General features: G+C 63.5%; 18 protein-coding genes and 1 other RNA gene. 11 read left to right on the forward strand and 8 right to left on the reverse strand.

Going from position 1 to position 15,093, the window contains the following annotated elements; all coding sequences use genetic code 11:
* Positions 1–123 precede the first annotated feature (123 nt).
* Positions 124–435 (forward strand): helix-turn-helix domain-containing protein, encoded by a 312-nt coding sequence (locus RRF64_RS14460; protein WP_323846601.1) that lies wholly within the window; start codon positions 124–126, stop codon positions 433–435.
* A gap of 34 nt (positions 436–469) precedes the next feature.
* Here the strand turns inward: RRF64_RS14460 and RRF64_RS14465 are convergent, their stop codons facing one another.
* From RRF64_RS14465 to rpiA, 3 genes are all read right to left on the reverse strand, one after another.
* A complete protein-coding gene (locus RRF64_RS14465; protein WP_323846602.1) occupies positions 470–841 on the reverse strand; it encodes a DUF4168 domain-containing protein in 372 nt (123 codons plus the stop codon).
* A 206-nt stretch (positions 842–1,047) separates the two neighbouring features.
* Positions 1,048–1,677: a transglycosylase SLT domain-containing protein gene (locus RRF64_RS14470; RefSeq protein WP_323846603.1), complete on the reverse strand. Its 630-nt coding sequence runs from the start codon at positions 1,675–1,677 to the stop codon at positions 1,048–1,050.
* A gap of 11 nt (positions 1,678–1,688) precedes the next feature.
* The gene (gene rpiA / locus RRF64_RS14475; protein WP_323846604.1) at positions 1,689–2,363 is read right to left on the reverse strand and encodes a ribose-5-phosphate isomerase RpiA; all 675 of its coding nucleotides are present in this window, start codon (positions 2,361–2,363) and stop codon (positions 1,689–1,691) included.
* A gap of 218 nt (positions 2,364–2,581) precedes the next feature.
* On the opposite strand from rpiA, the gene ilvA reads away from it, so the two are divergent.
* Complete coding sequence (gene ilvA / locus RRF64_RS14480) at positions 2,582–4,096, forward strand: threonine ammonia-lyase, biosynthetic (protein WP_323846605.1); 1,515 nt, start codon at positions 2,582–2,584, stop codon at positions 4,094–4,096.
* Positions 4,097–4,351: 255 nt separating this feature from the next.
* Positions 4,352–4,489, forward strand: coding sequence for a hypothetical protein (locus RRF64_RS14485; protein ID WP_323846606.1), 138 nt, complete (start codon positions 4,352–4,354; stop codon positions 4,487–4,489).
* Between the two features lie 181 nt (positions 4,490–4,670).
* Here RRF64_RS14485 and RRF64_RS14490 read toward each other — a convergent pair whose 3' ends face one another.
* The 4 genes from RRF64_RS14490 to RRF64_RS14505 form a co-directional block, all read right to left on the reverse strand.
* Positions 4,671–5,264 carry a 5-formyltetrahydrofolate cyclo-ligase gene (locus RRF64_RS14490; RefSeq protein WP_323846607.1) on the reverse strand — a complete coding sequence of 198 codons (594 nt, stop codon included), beginning with the start codon at positions 5,262–5,264 and terminating at the stop codon, positions 4,671–4,673.
* Between the two features lie 26 nt (positions 5,265–5,290).
* Positions 5,291–5,471, reverse strand: a non-coding RNA gene (gene ssrS, locus RRF64_RS14495) — 6S RNA.
* Positions 5,472–5,601: 130 nt separating this feature from the next.
* The gene (locus tag RRF64_RS14500; protein WP_323846608.1) at positions 5,602–5,925 is read right to left on the reverse strand and encodes a cell division protein ZapA; all 324 of its coding nucleotides are present in this window, start codon (positions 5,923–5,925) and stop codon (positions 5,602–5,604) included.
* Positions 5,925–6,128, reverse strand: a complete 204-nt coding sequence (locus RRF64_RS14505; RefSeq protein WP_323846609.1) for a TIGR02449 family protein — start codon at positions 6,126–6,128, stop codon at positions 5,925–5,927. Before RRF64_RS14505 ends, RRF64_RS14500 begins: the two co-directional genes overlap by 1 nt.
* Before the next feature lie 206 nt (positions 6,129–6,334).
* On the opposite strand from RRF64_RS14505, the gene RRF64_RS14510 reads away from it, so the two are divergent.
* The 8 genes from RRF64_RS14510 (at position 6,335) to RRF64_RS14545 (ending at position 14,083) form a co-directional block, all read left to right on the forward strand.
* Positions 6,335–6,889 carry a UPF0149 family protein gene (locus RRF64_RS14510; protein WP_323846610.1) on the forward strand — a complete coding sequence of 185 codons (555 nt, stop codon included), beginning with the start codon at positions 6,335–6,337 and terminating at the stop codon, positions 6,887–6,889.
* Positions 6,889–8,250, forward strand: coding sequence for a Xaa-Pro aminopeptidase (pepP, locus tag RRF64_RS14515; protein ID WP_323846611.1), 1,362 nt, complete (start codon positions 6,889–6,891; stop codon positions 8,248–8,250). The genes RRF64_RS14510 and pepP overlap by 1 nt, the downstream gene beginning before the upstream one ends.
* Positions 8,244–9,488, forward strand: coding sequence for a 2-octaprenyl-6-methoxyphenyl hydroxylase (gene ubiH / locus RRF64_RS14520; RefSeq protein WP_323846612.1), 1,245 nt, complete (start codon positions 8,244–8,246; stop codon positions 9,486–9,488). The genes pepP and ubiH overlap by 7 nt, the downstream gene beginning before the upstream one ends.
* Before the next feature lie 57 nt (positions 9,489–9,545).
* Entirely contained in the window at positions 9,546–10,781 is a 1,236-nt protein-coding gene (locus RRF64_RS14525) for a UbiH/UbiF/VisC/COQ6 family ubiquinone biosynthesis hydroxylase (RefSeq protein WP_323846613.1), read from the forward strand.
* Positions 10,782–10,869: 88 nt separating this feature from the next.
* Positions 10,870–11,847, forward strand: a complete 978-nt coding sequence (locus RRF64_RS14530) for a rhomboid family intramembrane serine protease (protein WP_323846614.1) — start codon at positions 10,870–10,872, stop codon at positions 11,845–11,847.
* Positions 11,848–11,853: 6 nt separating this feature from the next.
* Positions 11,854–12,981 carry a CNNM domain-containing protein gene (locus tag RRF64_RS14535; RefSeq protein WP_323846615.1) on the forward strand — a complete coding sequence of 376 codons (1,128 nt, stop codon included), beginning with the start codon at positions 11,854–11,856 and terminating at the stop codon, positions 12,979–12,981.
* 141 nt (positions 12,982–13,122) lie between these two features.
* On the forward strand, positions 13,123–13,410 hold the full coding sequence (locus tag RRF64_RS14540) for a hypothetical protein (RefSeq protein ID WP_323846616.1): 288 nt from the start codon (positions 13,123–13,125) through the stop codon (positions 13,408–13,410).
* A gap of 106 nt (positions 13,411–13,516) precedes the next feature.
* Entirely contained in the window at positions 13,517–14,083 is a 567-nt protein-coding gene (locus tag RRF64_RS14545) for a CBS domain-containing protein (RefSeq protein WP_323846617.1), read from the forward strand.
* Positions 14,084–14,130: 47 nt separating this feature from the next.
* Here RRF64_RS14545 and RRF64_RS14550 read toward each other — a convergent pair whose 3' ends face one another.
* On the reverse strand, positions 14,131–14,886 hold the full coding sequence (locus RRF64_RS14550; RefSeq protein ID WP_323846618.1) for a 2OG-Fe(II) oxygenase: 756 nt from the start codon (positions 14,884–14,886) through the stop codon (positions 14,131–14,133).
* Positions 14,887–15,093 lie beyond the last annotated feature (207 nt).

Genomic DNA, 15,093 nt, shown 5'->3' on the forward strand with positions numbered 1-15,093 from the left:
CGCAGCGTGTATCCGCTGATGTGGAACCGCGATTATGCGCAAAGCGGCGCGGAAAGTCAGTTTTGGGGTGTGAGTGGGACTTCGGTGTGCTACAAAGGGCGCATCGACCAATGGACGGATACCATGACTTCAGATCTCGCCGAACAGCTCAATCCCACCATCTGCCGGCGCATGCTGATCGCGCATCTGATCGAGCAGCTGCCGAAGCCGAACAACCCGGCGCTGGAGGAGGCTACCGGTTGGCCGCGGCGCACGGTGCAGGACATCATCGCCAAGGGATTGCCGGGCCACGGTACCCGGGTGGAGTTTGTGCAGCAGGGCGTGCGCAATAACGACGGCTACTACGTGCTGCGCGACTGGGGGTCTTTCGATCGGGAGTGGGTGCGAGGTCACCTGCCGGAGATCTGCAAGGTGCTGCAGGTGTCCCTCGCCTGAAGGCTGCGGCGGTGCGCCGCGGTCCTGTTGTCGATTACTGTCCTTCCTGCTGTTGCAGCAGTTTATTGACTCTCTCCACCAGTGCCGGGTCCGACTGCAGGCTGGAGGCTATCGCCTGGTATTCCTCCTTGGACAGCCCCGCCTTGTTGATTGCGGCGACCATCTTTTCCTGCGCCTCCCGGTTGATTGCCTCCGCTTCCTCTATGTCGGCTGCGCCCTTGAGTTTCGGGCCGTACTCGCGGCTGAGCACGACTATGGCGCGGTAGGCGTCGGCAAATTGCTGGAGCTGCGGATCGCTGTATGCCGTCTGCTGGGCCCTGACTTCGGCGACCGGAGTTTGCGCCTGTGCCATTGGCAGTACCAGGAGCAGAGCGAGCGCGGCAAAACAGATAGCTGGAGTTTTCATCGTGCACCTCGGATAGGTGGAAGGACGCTTTTGCTTCGGCGAGGGAGCGCCCAGCGTCGCGTAGGGGGCCACAAACGTCGTACTTTTGCGGGCGCAGCCGGGGACAAAAGTGAGGTGTTGTCAGCTCAGGGTAGACAGTTTCGGCGGCGCGTTGCGCCATTTGCCGCCAGACGGGTGAATTTTTTTATCGGGCGCTGTGGCGCAAATCAGAAGATGCCGAGGAATTTCCGGCGCCTTTTCAGCGAGCTCTCGCAGCTGTTCAGCTGCCGCTGGTAGCTCTGGGCGCGGGCGGACACCTTGTGGGAAACCTGCTGCAGCCAGCCCTTATTTCTAAATGTGCGCCGGTTAAAGCCACCTTGTCCCTCGTGGTAGGCGAGATAGAGATGGTAGGTATCGTTCGACTTGATGCGGCACTGGCGCGCGCTGGTGTTGTTGTACCAGCCGACGAAATCGATGGCGTCGCCGAAATCGTCGCGATCGGCGCCGTAATTGAACGATGCGCGCTGGTAGCCGCGCCAGGTGGTGCCCAGCGCCTGCGGGTAGCCGTAGGCGTCGGACGGGCGCGGCCCGGGAATGAAGCCGAGGATCTTGGTGCGCGGCGGGCGCGCGTCGTGCACGAAGCGCGATTCCTGATGCAGTATCGCCATCATGGTGGCCACCGGCGAGCCCCATTTCTCCTCGGCGTCCTTGGCCTCGCCGTACCAGCCCTTTTTCTCGCGAAAGATGGAGCAGATATCGTCGGGATTGCTCGGCGGGCTGGTGGCGCAGCCCGCGGTCAGCGCTGACAGTGTGAGCAGCAGTAAAACGGCAATTCGATCGTTATTGTTTTTCGGCATGACAAAGCAGTTTATTCGGCGGTAAAGGTCTTTACTCCGGAAGTGGTGCCCAGCAACAGCACGTCGGCGGGGCGCAGGGCGAAAATGCCGTTGGTGACCACGCCGGTGATATTGTTGATCGCTTCTTCCAGAGCTTTCGGTTCGGTAATCCGCAGATTGTGCACATCTAGGATGACATTGCCATTGTCGGTGGTCACACCCTGGCGGTAGACGGGGTCGCCGCCCAGCTTGACCAGCTCGCGCGCCACCAGGGAACGCGCCATCGGGATGACCTCCACCGGCAGCGGGAAATCCCCCAGGATCGGCACCCACTTGCTCTCATCGGCGATGCAGACGAACTCGGAGGACACAGCCGCGACTATCTTCTCCCGCGTCAGCGCGGCGCCGCCACCCTTGATCAGCTGCAGCGCCGGGTTGGCCTCGTCGGCACCGTCGATATAGAACTGGATGCCGTCGACGCTGTTCAGGTCGTAAACCGGTATGCCGTGGGACTTGAGCCGTTCCGCGGAGGCCTCGGAGCTGGCCACGGTGCCGTCGAACTGGCCTTTGATCTCCGCCAGGTAGTCGATAAAGAAGTTGGCAGTGGAGCCGGTGCCGACGCCGACGATCGAATCGGCTTCCAGTTTGGGGGCGATATAGTCCACGGCGGCGCGGGCGGTGGCCCGTTTCAATTCGTCCTGAGTCATAGTGTGGAAAGTTTCCTGTGCAATTATTCGTGTCGAGAGGTCTTGATCGCGAATTAATTTCGCGTGACTCCGGCTTTCCTGTGGCAATTCTGCTGGCGGAGGATTAGACTGGCCTGCCGGTGTCGCGTGTCCGGCCGATCTCAATGAACCGGTGCTAAACGGCGTCGTGCACAGAGTTTAACCGCTGCTTCTTACCGCTAAGGCCGCCGAATTACGCCATGCCCAAGTCCTATATCAAGCGCATTCTAGACGCGCGCATTTACGATGTCGCCACCGAGACGCCGCTGGAGCCGATGCGCCAGCTATCACACCGCTTCAACAACCGCATTCTGCTCAAGCGCGAAGACCTGCAGCCGGTGTTTTCTTTCAAGGTGCGCGGGGCCTACAACAAGCTGCTGCAGCTGCCGCCGGAACAGCGCGCCCGCGGCGTCATCGCCGCTTCCGCGGGCAACCACGCCCAGGGGCTGGCGATGGGCGCGGCACAGCTGGGGGTGCGCGCCACCATCGTGATGCCGACGACCACGCCGCAGATCAAGGTGGGCGCCGTGCGCATGCGCGGTGCCGAAGTGGTGCTGCACGGCGATACCTTCGACGAGGCGGCGGCGCGCGCGCGGGAGCTGGTAGAGGAGCGCGGCCTGGTTTTCGTGCACCCCTACGACGATCCCGACGTGATTGCCGGCCAGGGCACGGTGGCGATGGAACTGCTGCGCCAGCACTCGGGCAACCTGGATGCGGTGTTTATCCCGGTCGGCGGTGGCGGCCTGGCCGCGGGCATGGCCGCCTACATCAAATATGTGCGCCCCGAGGTGAAGGTCTATGCGGTGGAGCCGGAGGAAGCCGCCTGCCTGAAGGCGGCGATGGACAGCGGCGAGCGGGTACGCCTGCCGCAGGTGGGGCTCTTTGCCGACGGTGTCGCGGTGGCGCAGATCGGCGAGGAGACTTTCCGCGTACTGCGCGAAACACTGGACGGTGTCATTACCGTGACCACCGATGAGATCTGTGCGGCGATCAAGGACATTTTCGAGGATACCCGTTCCATCGCCGAGCCCGCCGGTGCCGTGGGCCTGGCGGGGCTGAAGAAATATGTAGAGCAGAGCGGCAGCCGCAACGCGGCCCTGGCGACCGTGTGCAGCGGCGCCAACACCAACTTCGACCGCCTGCGCTACATCAGCGAGCGCACCGAAATCGGCGAGAAGCGCGAGGCGGTACTGGCGGTCACCATCCCCGAGCGCGCCGGCAGCTACCTGCAGTTCTGCCGCGACCTGGGCGACCGCGCCATCACCGAATTCAACTATCGCTACGCCAACAGCGGCGAGGCGCATATCTTCGTCGGCCTGCAGGTGACCGCGGATGCGGACCGGCGCCAGCTGCTGGAGAGGCTGGAGGCCGCCGGCTACCGGGTCGCGGACCTGACCGACAACGAGATGGCCAAGCTGCATATCCGCCACCTGGTGGGCGGCCGCGCGCCGGGGCTGACCGACGAGGTGGTATACCGCTTCGAGTTTCCCGAGCGCCCCGGCGCGCTGCGCAAATTCCTCGAACACCTGGCGGGGCGCTGGAACATCACCCTGTTCCACTATCGCAACCACGGCGCCGCCTACGGTCGCGTGCTGGCCGGACTGCAGGTGGCGCAGGAGGAGCGGGAGCAGCTCAGGGCGCTGCTGGACCAGCTGCAGTTCCCCTTCTGGGACGAGACGGACAACCCGGCCTACCGCTTCTTCCTTGCCAGCTGAGGCGGCCGCCCCGCGCCGCGGGGCAGTTAAGTCACTTCCGACCGGATGGTTCCGCCGCTGGGTAGACCGGGTTGGCGGACTTGTCTAACTTTTTTGAACAATAATGCGACAAAATTCACAAAAAACGACCGCCCGCCGGTTACTATTTGGCCGTTTCTAAAGTATCTTTCCCGCTGTGGAACTTTTGCGTTGAACTGAGTCTAACGCGGGGCGAAACGCGCATAACAAGAACATCGATCCTACAGGATGGTCCCAATGAAACCCGATGCACTGACAATCGCCGTGGTTGTCTTTGTCGCGGGCGTACTGTTGAGCAGCACCGGTCTGACCGAGGTATTCGCCTCGGATCCGGAACCGCCCGCGGCTCTGCAGCAGGGAGTGGTGAACCGCTAGGCATCTCGCCGGCAAAGCCACTCTGCCCGCAAACAAACGAAAAAGGCCGAACGCCTCCAGCGTTCGGCCTTTTTCGTTTCGGGGCTCTCCCCGCGTTGTGGAAGCCTGCGCTGCAGGCGGCTATGAGGCCGCCGGCCGATGGGCATCGCCAGCAGGGCCGGCTCCCACAGTGTGTTGAGGTTCAGCGGCAGCGGTACATCCGCTCCTCGGTCACCACCGCGTCCAGCGGTATGTCCCAGCTGTCGGTGGCCAGCTTTTGTACGCACTGCAGCTGGTGGGCGGCACCAATCAATACCGGGCCGGCGCCGGGTAGCAGCCGCTTGAAGGCGAAGGTGCGGTCATAGAAGCCGGCCCCCATGCCGAGGCGGGCGCCGCTCGGGTCGAAGGCCACCAGCGGCACCAGCACCAGATCCAGTTGCAGCGGCGGCTGACTGTGGCCGCGCAGCGGCTCGGGGATGCGGAAACGGTTGCGATAGCTCAGCGGCTTGCCGTGCCAGCGGCGAAAGCGCAGGTGCGGGTGCGGCTCTGCCGGCAGCACCGGCAGATAGAAGTGTTTGTCGGGAAAGCGCCGCACCAGCCAGCGGATATCCAGTTCTCCGTCCATCGGCCAGTAGATGCCGATATGCCGCGCGCGCTGCATGCGCGGGCTGCGGCTCAAGTGAATGGCGGCGGCGCGACCGTGCAGGCGCTGCTGGTAAACGCTGAGCTTGCGTCGGGCCGCGCGCATGCGGCGGCGCAACTCAGCCTTCTCAGATCGGGCTTTGCTTTCGGTCATCGATTGGGAAGACTGGAAGAGAAATTAGGAACCCCGAGTGTGCGGCTGATGACGTAGCCTTGAACCGTAAAGTTCAAGGTGGCGGTGTCCGGGATACATAAGGCTTTCCGCTACGCGGCGGACCTGCTCACCAGCACCCGCTGGAAACCACCAGGGTCAGATTATCGGCTCGAGGACATAGTCAACTGGCCAACACCCCAGGGCAAAGGAATTATAACGCGGGGTGCCGGAAAAGGCTAAATGCACTTGCGGTGGAATTCTGCTTGCGGCGAGGCTGTCAAGTTTTTTCAGTGGAGCAGACTGGCTGTGCGCTGGGGTGAATTAATGGGCCGGGTGCTCAGCTTTTTTCGTGCGTATCGATTTTGCCAAGCGCAGACTGCACCTTGTCCTTCAGCCGGTCGAGCATTTCCTGTTCGAGCGGCACGCGGGTGAGTTCCGCCTTGGCCTGGATCAGTTCGTGAGCGATGTTCAGCGCCGCCATCACCGCAATGCGCTCCAGGCCGATCACCGAACCGCTGGCACGGATGCGCGACATGCGCTCGTGCAGCAGGCGTGCAGAGGCCTGCAATTCGGCGCGCTCGTCTTCCGCGCAGGCGACGCGGTACTCCTTGTCGAGTATAGAGACAGTCACGGTTTCCGAGGAGGATGCTGAGTCAGCCATCAGGATTCTTGCGCTAGCCCCTTGAGGCGGTTGATCATGGCTTCTACCCGCGAACGGGCGGCCTCATTATTTTTTACCAGGCGCTGGCGCTCTTGCTGCCAGTCGGCTTCCTGCCGGCGCAGCTCGCGGTTGTCATCGGCCAGCTGCTGACAGCGGGCGATCAGCGAATCCACAGTGCTTTCTAACGTTTGCAGCTTATCCATAATTCCTGCATTTGGGTTGGTTCGCAACACGACAGACTGCGAGGGATTCCGCTACTATATTGCCGGCGTATGGGTGGGTCAATCGCCCCGCCTGCGCGGGTAATCATAAATTTGTCCCTTAGACCGAAATGTCCGGTGGCGGCCCAATGCGGTCGCAACTAACTGAATAAGTTCTGATCACTTTGCAAACTTACTGAGCGGTAACCATGACATCAGCAGCCAACCGATTTGACTCCCTTGCCAATGCCATTCTCGCCGCCGGCGGTCAAGCAGATCCCAGTGAACTGCACGGCTTTGCCTGCGGTATTTTGGCCGCGGGTGCCAGGCCGGATAAAAAACGCTGGCAAAATGAACTGGCCGAGCTGCTGGAGCTGGACGCGGTGCCCGCGGACCTGAACCGTGAATTCCTGCTGCTGGCCGAGGAGAGCCAGCAGCAGCTGAGTGACAGCAACTTTGCGTTCCAGTTGCTGCTCAGCGATGAGGACGACCTCATTGCGCGGACACTGACCCTCGGCCACTGGTGTGAGGGATTCCTGCACGGCTTTGGTATCGGTGCATTTAAGGGGGAGCTGCAGCCGACCAGCCAGGAGGCACTGCGGGACATCGGCGCCATAGCGCAGGTGGATGCCGATCACGCCGAGAAATCGGGCGAGGCCGAGCGCGAGCTGGCGGAACTGCAGGAGTATGTGCGCGTGGCGGTACTGAATATTTTTACGGAGGTACGCGGCGACAGGTCCTGCAGTGGGCCCACGGTACACTGATGACAGTTGCCGCGGCCGCACCGGCGGCCATCACCAGGGCTGAATACGCTCGCCGGCGCGCGCGCCTGATCGCGAGTATGGCGCCGGGCAGCCTGGCCTTAGTGCCCGCGGCGCGCGAACAGCTGCGCTCGCGGGACACCTACTTCCCCTTCCGCCAGGACAGCGACTTTCTCTACCTGACCGGTTTCAGTGAACCCGAGGCGCTGCTGGTACTGGTGCCCGGGCGCAGCCAGGGCGAGGCGCTGCTGTTTTGTCGCGAGCGCGATGCGGAGAAGGAAATGTGGGACGGCCCGCGACTCGGGCCGGAACGCGCCGCCGAGCAGTGCGGCCTGTGCGACGCCTTCCCGATCGGGGACCTGGACGACATACTGCCGGGCCTGCTCGAGGGGCGCGCGCACATCTACTTCACGATGGGCCGCTTTCCGCAGCTGGACCGCCGCCTGCAGAGTTACCTGCAGGCCATAGACGCAGCGCCGGGCAGCGGCGGCGCGCCGGAAATGGTCAACCTGGATCACCTGCTGCACGACCTGCGCCTGTACAAGAGCGCTGCCGAGCTGCGCCTGATGGCGCACGCGGCGGAGATCAGCGCCGAGGCGCACCGCCGCGCCATGGCCCGCTGTCGCCCCGGCCGTTACGAGTACCACCTGGAAGCGGAAATACTGCATACCTTTGTCGCCGCCGGAGCGCGCGAGCCCGCCTACCCGACCATTGTCGGCGGCGGCCGGAACGCCCTGGTGATGCACTACTGCAGCAACAGTGCGCAGCTCAAAAGCGGCGACCTGGTGCTGGTGGACGCCGGCTGCGAGTACCGCGGCTATGCCGCGGACGTGACCCGCACCTATCCGGTCAGCGGGCGCTTCAGCGGGGTACAGCGCGCGCTGTACGAGATTGTGCTGGCGGGGCAGGCCGCGGCCATTGACCGGATTCGCGTCGGCAATGACTGGGACCAGCCCCACGCGGCCAGTGTGGAGGTCATCACCCAGGGGCTGCTGGACCTGGGCCTGCTGCGCGGTGATCTCGGCGGCCTGATCGAATCCGGTGCCTACCGGCGCTTCTATATGCATCGCGCCGGCCACTGGCTGGGGATGGACGTGCACGACGCCGGCGACTACCGTGTACACGGTCAGTGGCGCCAGCTGGAGCCGGGCATGGTGATGACGGTGGAGCCGGGAATCTACATCGCCGCCGACGACGAGCAGGTGCCGGAAAAATTCCGCGGCATCGGCATCCGTATCGAGGACGACGTGGCGCTGACCAGGGAGGGCGTTCAGGTTCTGTCGGCGGCGGCGCCGAAAACGGTCGCGGATATCGAATACACGATGCGCCAGGGGCACGATCTGGTGCAGGAGGAACTGTGGTAGCTACATCGTTGCAGCGGGTCGACGTCGCCATTGTCGGCGGCGGTATGGCCGGGGCAAGCCTGGCGCTGATGCTGGCCCGCTTCTGTCCGCAGTTGTCGGTGGCGCTGCTCGAACAGCGGGCACTGCCGCACGCCGGCGCCAGTGTGCAATTGCCCAGCTTCGACACCCGCGCCACCGCCATAGCGGCCGGCAGCCTGCAGATCTTCGCCGAGCTGGGGCTCTGGCCGCAATTGCGCGAATACTGCGCACCGATAAGACGCATTCAGGTCAACGACCGCGGCCACGCCGTCGGTGTCGCCATGGATGCGGAGCGGCAGCGACGCGCCAGTTTCGACGGTATGTTCGGTGCGGTGATCGAAAACGCCGCCCTGGGACCCGTTCTGCACGAAGCGCTGGCGCAGACGCCGGTGCGACTGCTGGCGCCGGCGCAGGTTACCGCAGTGCAGATGGATGCCAGCGGCGCGCGCCTGCGCTGGCGCGCCGGCGAAGACGGCGCCGACAGCGAGCTGCGGGCCGCGCTGCTGGTTGCCGCAGACGGCGTCAATTCGCCGCTGTGCCAGCAGCTGGGTATTGCGACCGAAGCGGTGCAGTACCGACAGCGGGCGCTGGTCACTACAGTAGGGTTGCAGCGGGATCACGGCGGTGTCGCCTACGAGCGCTTCACCGATGCGGGCCCCATGGCCCTGCTGCCACTGCCGAAGCGCGGCGGCCAGCACCGCATGGCGCTGGTGTGGACCTGCGAGGAGGAAGCGGCAGAGGCCCTGGCCGAGTTGCCCGAGCGCGAATTTGTCGAGCGGCTGCAGCGCGCCTTCGGCTGGCGCGCCGGTCGCATTCAGCGGGCGGGCAGCCCGCACAGCTATCCGCTCAGCCTGTCGCTGGCGCGGGAACAGTGGCGCCGCGGTCTGGTGCTGGTAGGCAACTGCGCCCATTACCTGCACCCGGTAGCGGGCCAGGGTTTTAACCTGACCCTGCGCGATTGCTACGGCCTGGCGCACGCCCTGGCCGGGGCCGGTTTGGCGCATGATTCAACCGGGCAGCTAGAATTGTTACAGGGCTACGGCCGCGACCGGCGCCTGGACCAGCAGCTGACCATCGGCTTCAGCGACCGGATTCCGCCGCTCTTCGCCTCCTCCAGTTTGTTGGCGCAGGGCTTGCGCCAGGCGGGTCTGCTCGGGCTGACGCTGGCGCCGCCGCTGCGCGCGAGTTTCGTCGGCCAGGCGGCGGGTTTTGGGCTTTAATAGTGCCCACCGGCCGGCAAGATGCCGGCGGAGTCACAACAACGGGATTGGCGTCATATGATCAGACACCGTTTGGATATCGCAATTGTCGGCGCTGGCATGGTGGGGCTGGCCCAGGCCGCGCTGCTCGCCGTTCGCCATCCGCAGTTACAGGTGGCGCTGTTGGAGGCCTCCACCGAGGTGCCGCAGCTGCCCGCCGATCACTACGATCCCCGCGTAGTCGCCCTGACGCAGGCCTCCCGTGAGCTGCTCGAGGAAGTGGGCGCCTGGGCCGAGATCGGCGACCGCCGCGCCTGCCCCTACACTGAAATGCGCGTATGGGATGCGGAGGGTACCGGTTCCGTGCGCTTCAACAGCCGCGACGTGCAGTTGCCCAACCTCGGCCACATTGTCGAGAACAACGTGGTGGTGGCGGCACTGCGCCAGCGCCTGGCGGCGCTGCCGAACGTGGAGCTGGTCAACGGCTTCCGCCTGGAGAGCTGGTGGCGCGATTGTGGCCTCTGGCACCTGCAGCCGCGCAGCAATCGCATCAATGCTGTCGAGGGGCTGGAGGAAGGCGGCGAGGTGCTCAGCACGCGCCTGCTGATCGGTGCCGACGGTGCCCGCTCCAAGGTGCGCGACCTGTTGCGTATCCGCTCGCAGGATACCGACTACCACCAGACGGCGCTGGTGTGCGTAGCCCGCTGCGAGAAGTCCCACCAGCACACCGCCTGGCAACGCTTCCTGAAAACCGGTCCACTGGCCTTCCTGCCGCTGGCCGGCCTCGGCGACGAGAACCACTGTGCGGTGGTCTGGTCGGCGGATGACGAGCTGGCGCGGGAACTGCTGATGCTGGATGACCCCGCCTTCTGCCTGAACCTGGAGAAGGCGTTCGAGAGCAGCCTCGGCCGCGTGGAATCGGTCAGCGAGCGCTTTTCCTTCCCGCTGCGTGCGCGCCATGCCGAATCCTATTTTGGCCCCGGTGCGGTACTGATCGGCGATGCGGCCCACAGTATTCATCCGCTGGCGGGGCAGGGGGTGAATCTGGGCTTGCAGGACGTGCGCGTGTTGAGCGACGAGATAGGTCGCGCGCTGAAACGCGGTCTGGAACTGGCCGACGTCTCGGTGCTGGCGCGCTATCAGCGCCGCCGCCGCGGCGACAATGCCGCGACGCTGAAAGCCATGAGCACTTTCAAATCCCTGTTCGGCGCCGGCGACCTGCACTGGCGCTGGCTGCGCAACACCGGGCTGAGCATGGTGGATGCCAGCCCCTTATTGAAGAAACGCATAATTCTGCGTGCGATGGCGGTTTAATCCGTGGTCGCCAGCCCCTATATCTTTTACAGGCGGGCCAGGGCCCGCCGTGCATCGAAAGCGCGTTAAATAAAAAGGCCCCTGCCTCTTGAGCCACTGGACCAGCATTTACCAATTTCCCATCGATAAAGATCTCAGTGAGCTGGCCCAGTTCATTCAGCGCTATCGCCTGCCGCTGCGCATTGCCGAAGAAAGCAATCGCCAGATACTTTCGACGCTGGATCCGCGGCTGGGCGAATTGCTGTTGCCGCTTCTGCAGCGCTGGGATGCGGGCGAGATCAGACTCGCCGACGTGCGCCTGGAGCCGGTAGGCGAGACGTCCGCTGCCGGCGAGGAGACCGCACAGCCCGAATCGGCGGCGCAGGGTGGAAAGGAGCCCGAAGCAGCCGCTGTGTCGTCGCCGCTGCCGAGCTGGCCCTGGCAGAAAACGGCGCTCAGCCTGATGCTGATCGCGCTGTGCTTTATCGGCTGGCTGTTGCTGCGCAACGATCTGGCGGATGTGCTGATTATCTACCCGGATCGCGGCGGCGATTTCCAGCTGGACAATATGCGTCAGGCTCTGGGCAGTTCCACCCTCGCCTGGCACCTGGCCCATGGCGAGTACTGGCGGCTGTGGTCGCCGGCGCTGGTCCACTTTTCGCTGCCCCACGCGCTGTTCAACGCGCTGGGCATCTGGATACTCGGGCGGCCGCTGGAGGCGCGCGCCGGAACCCCGGTATTCGCAGGGCTGGTGTTTTTCAGTGCGGCAGCTTCCAACCTGACCCAATACTACTGGTCGCCGCAGATTCTGTTTGGCGGCATGTCCGGCGTGGTCTACGCACTGGTCGGCTGCGTTTTTGTTTTGCAGCGCTGGCAGCCCGGCTGGCGGGACGTGCCCCGTGGCATAGTCGCCGTAGCGGTCGGCTGGCTGCTGTTGTGTGCGACCGGGCTGGTGACCTACGTCTTCGGTGTCGGCGTTGCCAATGCCGCGCATATTGGCGGATTTGTCTGCGGTCTGCTGCTCGCAGTGGTCTACTGTCTCGTCGGCGGCGCGCGAAAATTTGCCCCTGGTTCCGCGACAGTCTGAGCCTCCATGATTCTACTGATTACCTATATCCTCATCGCCATCGGTTTTTCCTTTCTGTGTTCCATCGCCGAGTCGGTGATTCTCAGCGTGACCAAACCCTATATCAGTTTGCTCGAGCGGGAAGGGCACAGTTCCGGTGTCGTATTGCGCAAACTGAAGGATGATATCAACGCGCCACTGGCCGCCATTCTGACTCTCAATACTGTCGCCCATACCGTTGGCGCCGCGGGTGCCGGTGCCCAGGCCGCGATCGTATTCGGCAATCAGTATCTAGGGGTGATATCCGCGGTGCTGACGCTGCTTATCCTGGTGTTTTCGGAAATTATTCCCAAAACCCTCGGTGCCTCTTACTGGCGGCAACTGGCACCGGTTACGGCCTATGTCGTGCGGTTCATGGTGTGGGCGCTCTACCCGTTCGTGAAGCTGTCCGAGTGGCTGACCCGAGGACTGGCACACGGCCCGACGCTGACTGGCTTCAGTCGCGATGAATTTGCAGTAATGGCGGAGCTCGGCGAGGCCGAGGGGCAGTTGGAGCGCCGCGAGTCCAGTATTCTGCGCAACCTGTTTTTTACCCTGCGCGATCACTCGGTACGAGAGGTGATGACGCCCCGCACCGTGGTCTACTCACTGTCACAGGACGCAACTGTGGGGGCGTCCTACGAGGAAGTGGAGAAGAGCCGCTTCTCCCGTATTCCCGTCTACGAGCGCGGCGATCCGGATTGCGTGGTCGGTTTCGTTTTGAAGCAAGAACTGCTGCTCGCCTTCGCCAAAGGTGACCGGGAGAAAAAGCTGGCGGAATTCCGCCGCGACATGTTGATGCTGCCGGAAACGGCGACCATCTATCAGGCCTTCCAGAAAATGCTCTCGCGGCGGGTGCAGATCAGCGCGGTGGTGGACGAGTACGGCAGCTTCGAAGGGCTGGTCACGCTGGAGGATTTGCTGGAGACGCTGTTGGGCGAGGAGATCGTCGACGAGGCGGACAAGACGCCGGATCGGCAGGAAGTCGCCAAGCGCCTGTGGCGACTGCGTTCGAAAAGATACGGGTTAAAAGTAGACGAGTCCGCACAACAGGCGCATGATGCGAAAGAGGCTGTCGAGGGTGCCGAAGAAGAGCGCAACCGCTCCGGCGATTGAAATTGCGGAACCCGGCCCCAGATAGTCAGTCTCAGAGTAGAGCTCGCCGATATTGCGGCTGCCGGTCAAGCGGTACCCGGTTTATGTTCGGCGGCTCTGCACACAACGCGGTTTTCGGGAGCGGGTAAAGTGCGAACCGGGATGCTCTTTTTGATTCTTCAGGCGGTGCTGTTGTGCGCAACAGTGCAGGCCGGTCCCGTCGCTGCAGATTCCCTTGCGTCCGATATCGCCAGTCATTTCCAGCCCGGCGGTTGTGGCCACGGTGTCTCGATCGATGACACCGATGGCGACGACGATCAGCAGAATGCCGGCGCTTTCCGTACCCAGCCGACCGCGGCAGCGGCATCCGGCTTTTCTCCCCGCGAGTTTTTCCCGCAGTCCTTGCGCGGCGCGGCCAATGGCATTCGCGCGCCCCCCTCTCAGGCATAACGCTTCGATTATTTACGTTTGTATCAGCTGTGCTCCGCCGGAGGCAGTGATCCCGAAATAGTCTGTGCCCCCGATTTGCCGGGCGCACGCTGCAGTGAGTTATGCCATGAAAGATCTGAATTTTTTACAGTTGCACGAAATCGACAAGCTGGTTTTCCCGGAAGAGTTCTGCGAGCTTACCCCGGATTCTCCCGCACTCAGTTTTGTTACCGATTTCAAAGACCATCATCCCGCTCTGCTGACACCATCGGTGTCAGCAGCGGATGCCGCTCAGGTGATGCACGCCGGCCATCTGAGTGCGGTGCTGGTGCTGGACCGGCAGGGGCTGGTTGCCGGCCTGCTGACCGCGGAGGATATTTCCTACCAGCGGGTCATTCAGCGCGTGGCCGAAGGCGTGCCACGGCACGAACTGACGGTCGGCGATTTGATGCGCTCGCGCAGCAAATTGAAAGTGCTGAGTTACCGACAGGTGGAGAAAAGCAGTATCCGCACGGTGCTGCAGGCTATGCGCGACCACGGCCAGCGGGACTGCCTGATCGTCGACCAGCACAACCACCATGTGCGCGGCGTGATCAGTGCCGCCGAGGTGGGCAGGCGCCTGCACGCGGAGATCAACATAGACGCGCTGCCGACGTTCGCCGATATCCAGCGCGCGGTGGCGCCGGCGCACTGAGTCCGGCACCGCGGCTGCCGCTGGCCGGCAGCCGCGGTTTTGCGCCTTTAGGCGGCCGGGTCGATGCTGTCGCCGAGACTGTTGTTGACCCGGAACCAGCCGGTGACGCTGTAGCGGGGCCGGTTGACGGTCAGCACTTCGTGGGGAAACTCTTCACTGAGAAAGATCACCATCTGTCCGAAGCGCGGCGCCACTTTCAGCAGCGGTTCCGCCGTGGGCGCTGCCGCAGTTTCGGGAGGATATATCGCCAGCTCGCCGCCATCCCGCGGCTGCCAGTTGGGGGTCAAATACAGCACGGTGCTCAGCACGCGGTTGGTGCCGCCCTTGAACGCGTCCAGGTGCTTCTTGTAGAAGGTGCCGCGGTCGTAGTAGGCGTAGTGACACTCGTAATCGAACAGTCCGAGGAACAGGCGCCGGTTCAGCCCCAGGCGCAGGGTTTCCATCCAGCTCAGATAGGCGGTTACCGCCGGGTTGGAGTCGTCCAGCCAGAAGATCTGGTCACCGCGCACAAAGCGGTTGAGCTGGTGCTCTTCCTCGCGACCGATACCGGCACGTTTGAAGCGCTCGCGGTCGATGGATTTGAAGTGGCGCAACACCCCCCCCAGCATTGCCGGTGGCAGCGGCGCCGGCAGCACGATATAGCCGTCCCTGCGCAGGGCTGCGGCGATCAGGTCCATGGGGTCGTCGTCGCGGGGGCCCAGGTAACGGAGGGATGAATGGTGCTCCTCCGCCAGGGCGGAAACGTTGATGTTCAATCGGGGAATCTCTGTCTGCAGCGGGGTGCCGCCAGTGGGGATGGCCACTTATACAGCCAATGCTGGTGGCGGCAAAGCATTTTTGGTTCTGCGCTGTGTTTTTTTCCACCGCCGCCGAATCTTTGACGGCGAGTGCGGCGCCGGGCAGTCATTCGTCCCGGCGCCTGCTAGGCTTGCAGCATACCGCCGTCTGGTAACGCCGGTGGCGCTGCCGCTAGAATACGCGGCTTTCTTACCTGGTGAATTGAGAACAAA

The sequence above is a fragment of the Microbulbifer magnicolonia genome (assembly GCF_035117725.1).
GTDB classification, from domain to species: domain Bacteria; phylum Pseudomonadota; class Gammaproteobacteria; order Pseudomonadales; family Cellvibrionaceae; genus Microbulbifer; species Microbulbifer magnicolonia.

What these genes read in the sequence shown, in the direction of transcription:
- rpiA (WP_323846604.1), bottom strand. Translation starts at nt 2,363, where the DNA reads ATGACTCAGGACGAATTGAAACGGGCCACCGCCCGCGCCGCCGTGGAC.
- RRF64_RS14485 (WP_323846606.1), top strand. Translation starts at nt 4,352, where the DNA reads ATGAAACCCGATGCACTGACAATCGCCGTGGTTGTCTTTGTCGCGGGC.
- RRF64_RS14505 (WP_323846609.1), bottom strand. Translation starts at nt 6,128, where the DNA reads ATGGATAAGCTGCAAACGTTAGAAAGCACTGTGGATTCGCTGATCGCC.
- RRF64_RS14535 (WP_323846615.1), top strand. Translation starts at nt 11,854, where the DNA reads ATGATTCTACTGATTACCTATATCCTCATCGCCATCGGTTTTTCCTTT.
- ilvA (WP_323846605.1), top strand. Translation starts at nt 2,582, where the DNA reads ATGCCCAAGTCCTATATCAAGCGCATTCTAGACGCGCGCATTTACGAT.
- pepP (WP_323846611.1), top strand. Translation starts at nt 6,889, where the DNA reads ATGACAGTTGCCGCGGCCGCACCGGCGGCCATCACCAGGGCTGAATAC.
- RRF64_RS14470 (WP_323846603.1), bottom strand. Translation starts at nt 1,677, where the DNA reads ATGCCGAAAAACAATAACGATCGAATTGCCGTTTTACTGCTGCTCACA.
- RRF64_RS14510 (WP_323846610.1), top strand. Translation starts at nt 6,335, where the DNA reads ATGACATCAGCAGCCAACCGATTTGACTCCCTTGCCAATGCCATTCTC.
- RRF64_RS14465 (WP_323846602.1), bottom strand. Translation starts at nt 841, where the DNA reads ATGAAAACTCCAGCTATCTGTTTTGCCGCGCTCGCTCTGCTCCTGGTA.
- RRF64_RS14545 (WP_323846617.1), top strand. Translation starts at nt 13,517, where the DNA reads ATGAAAGATCTGAATTTTTTACAGTTGCACGAAATCGACAAGCTGGTT.
- RRF64_RS14525 (WP_323846613.1), top strand. Translation starts at nt 9,546, where the DNA reads ATGATCAGACACCGTTTGGATATCGCAATTGTCGGCGCTGGCATGGTG.
- RRF64_RS14460 (WP_323846601.1), top strand. Translation starts at nt 124, where the DNA reads ATGACTTCAGATCTCGCCGAACAGCTCAATCCCACCATCTGCCGGCGC.
- RRF64_RS14500 (WP_323846608.1), bottom strand. Translation starts at nt 5,925, where the DNA reads ATGGCTGACTCAGCATCCTCCTCGGAAACCGTGACTGTCTCTATACTC.
- RRF64_RS14490 (WP_323846607.1), bottom strand. Translation starts at nt 5,264, where the DNA reads ATGACCGAAAGCAAAGCCCGATCTGAGAAGGCTGAGTTGCGCCGCCGC.
- RRF64_RS14540 (WP_323846616.1), top strand. Translation starts at nt 13,123, where the DNA reads ATGCTCTTTTTGATTCTTCAGGCGGTGCTGTTGTGCGCAACAGTGCAG.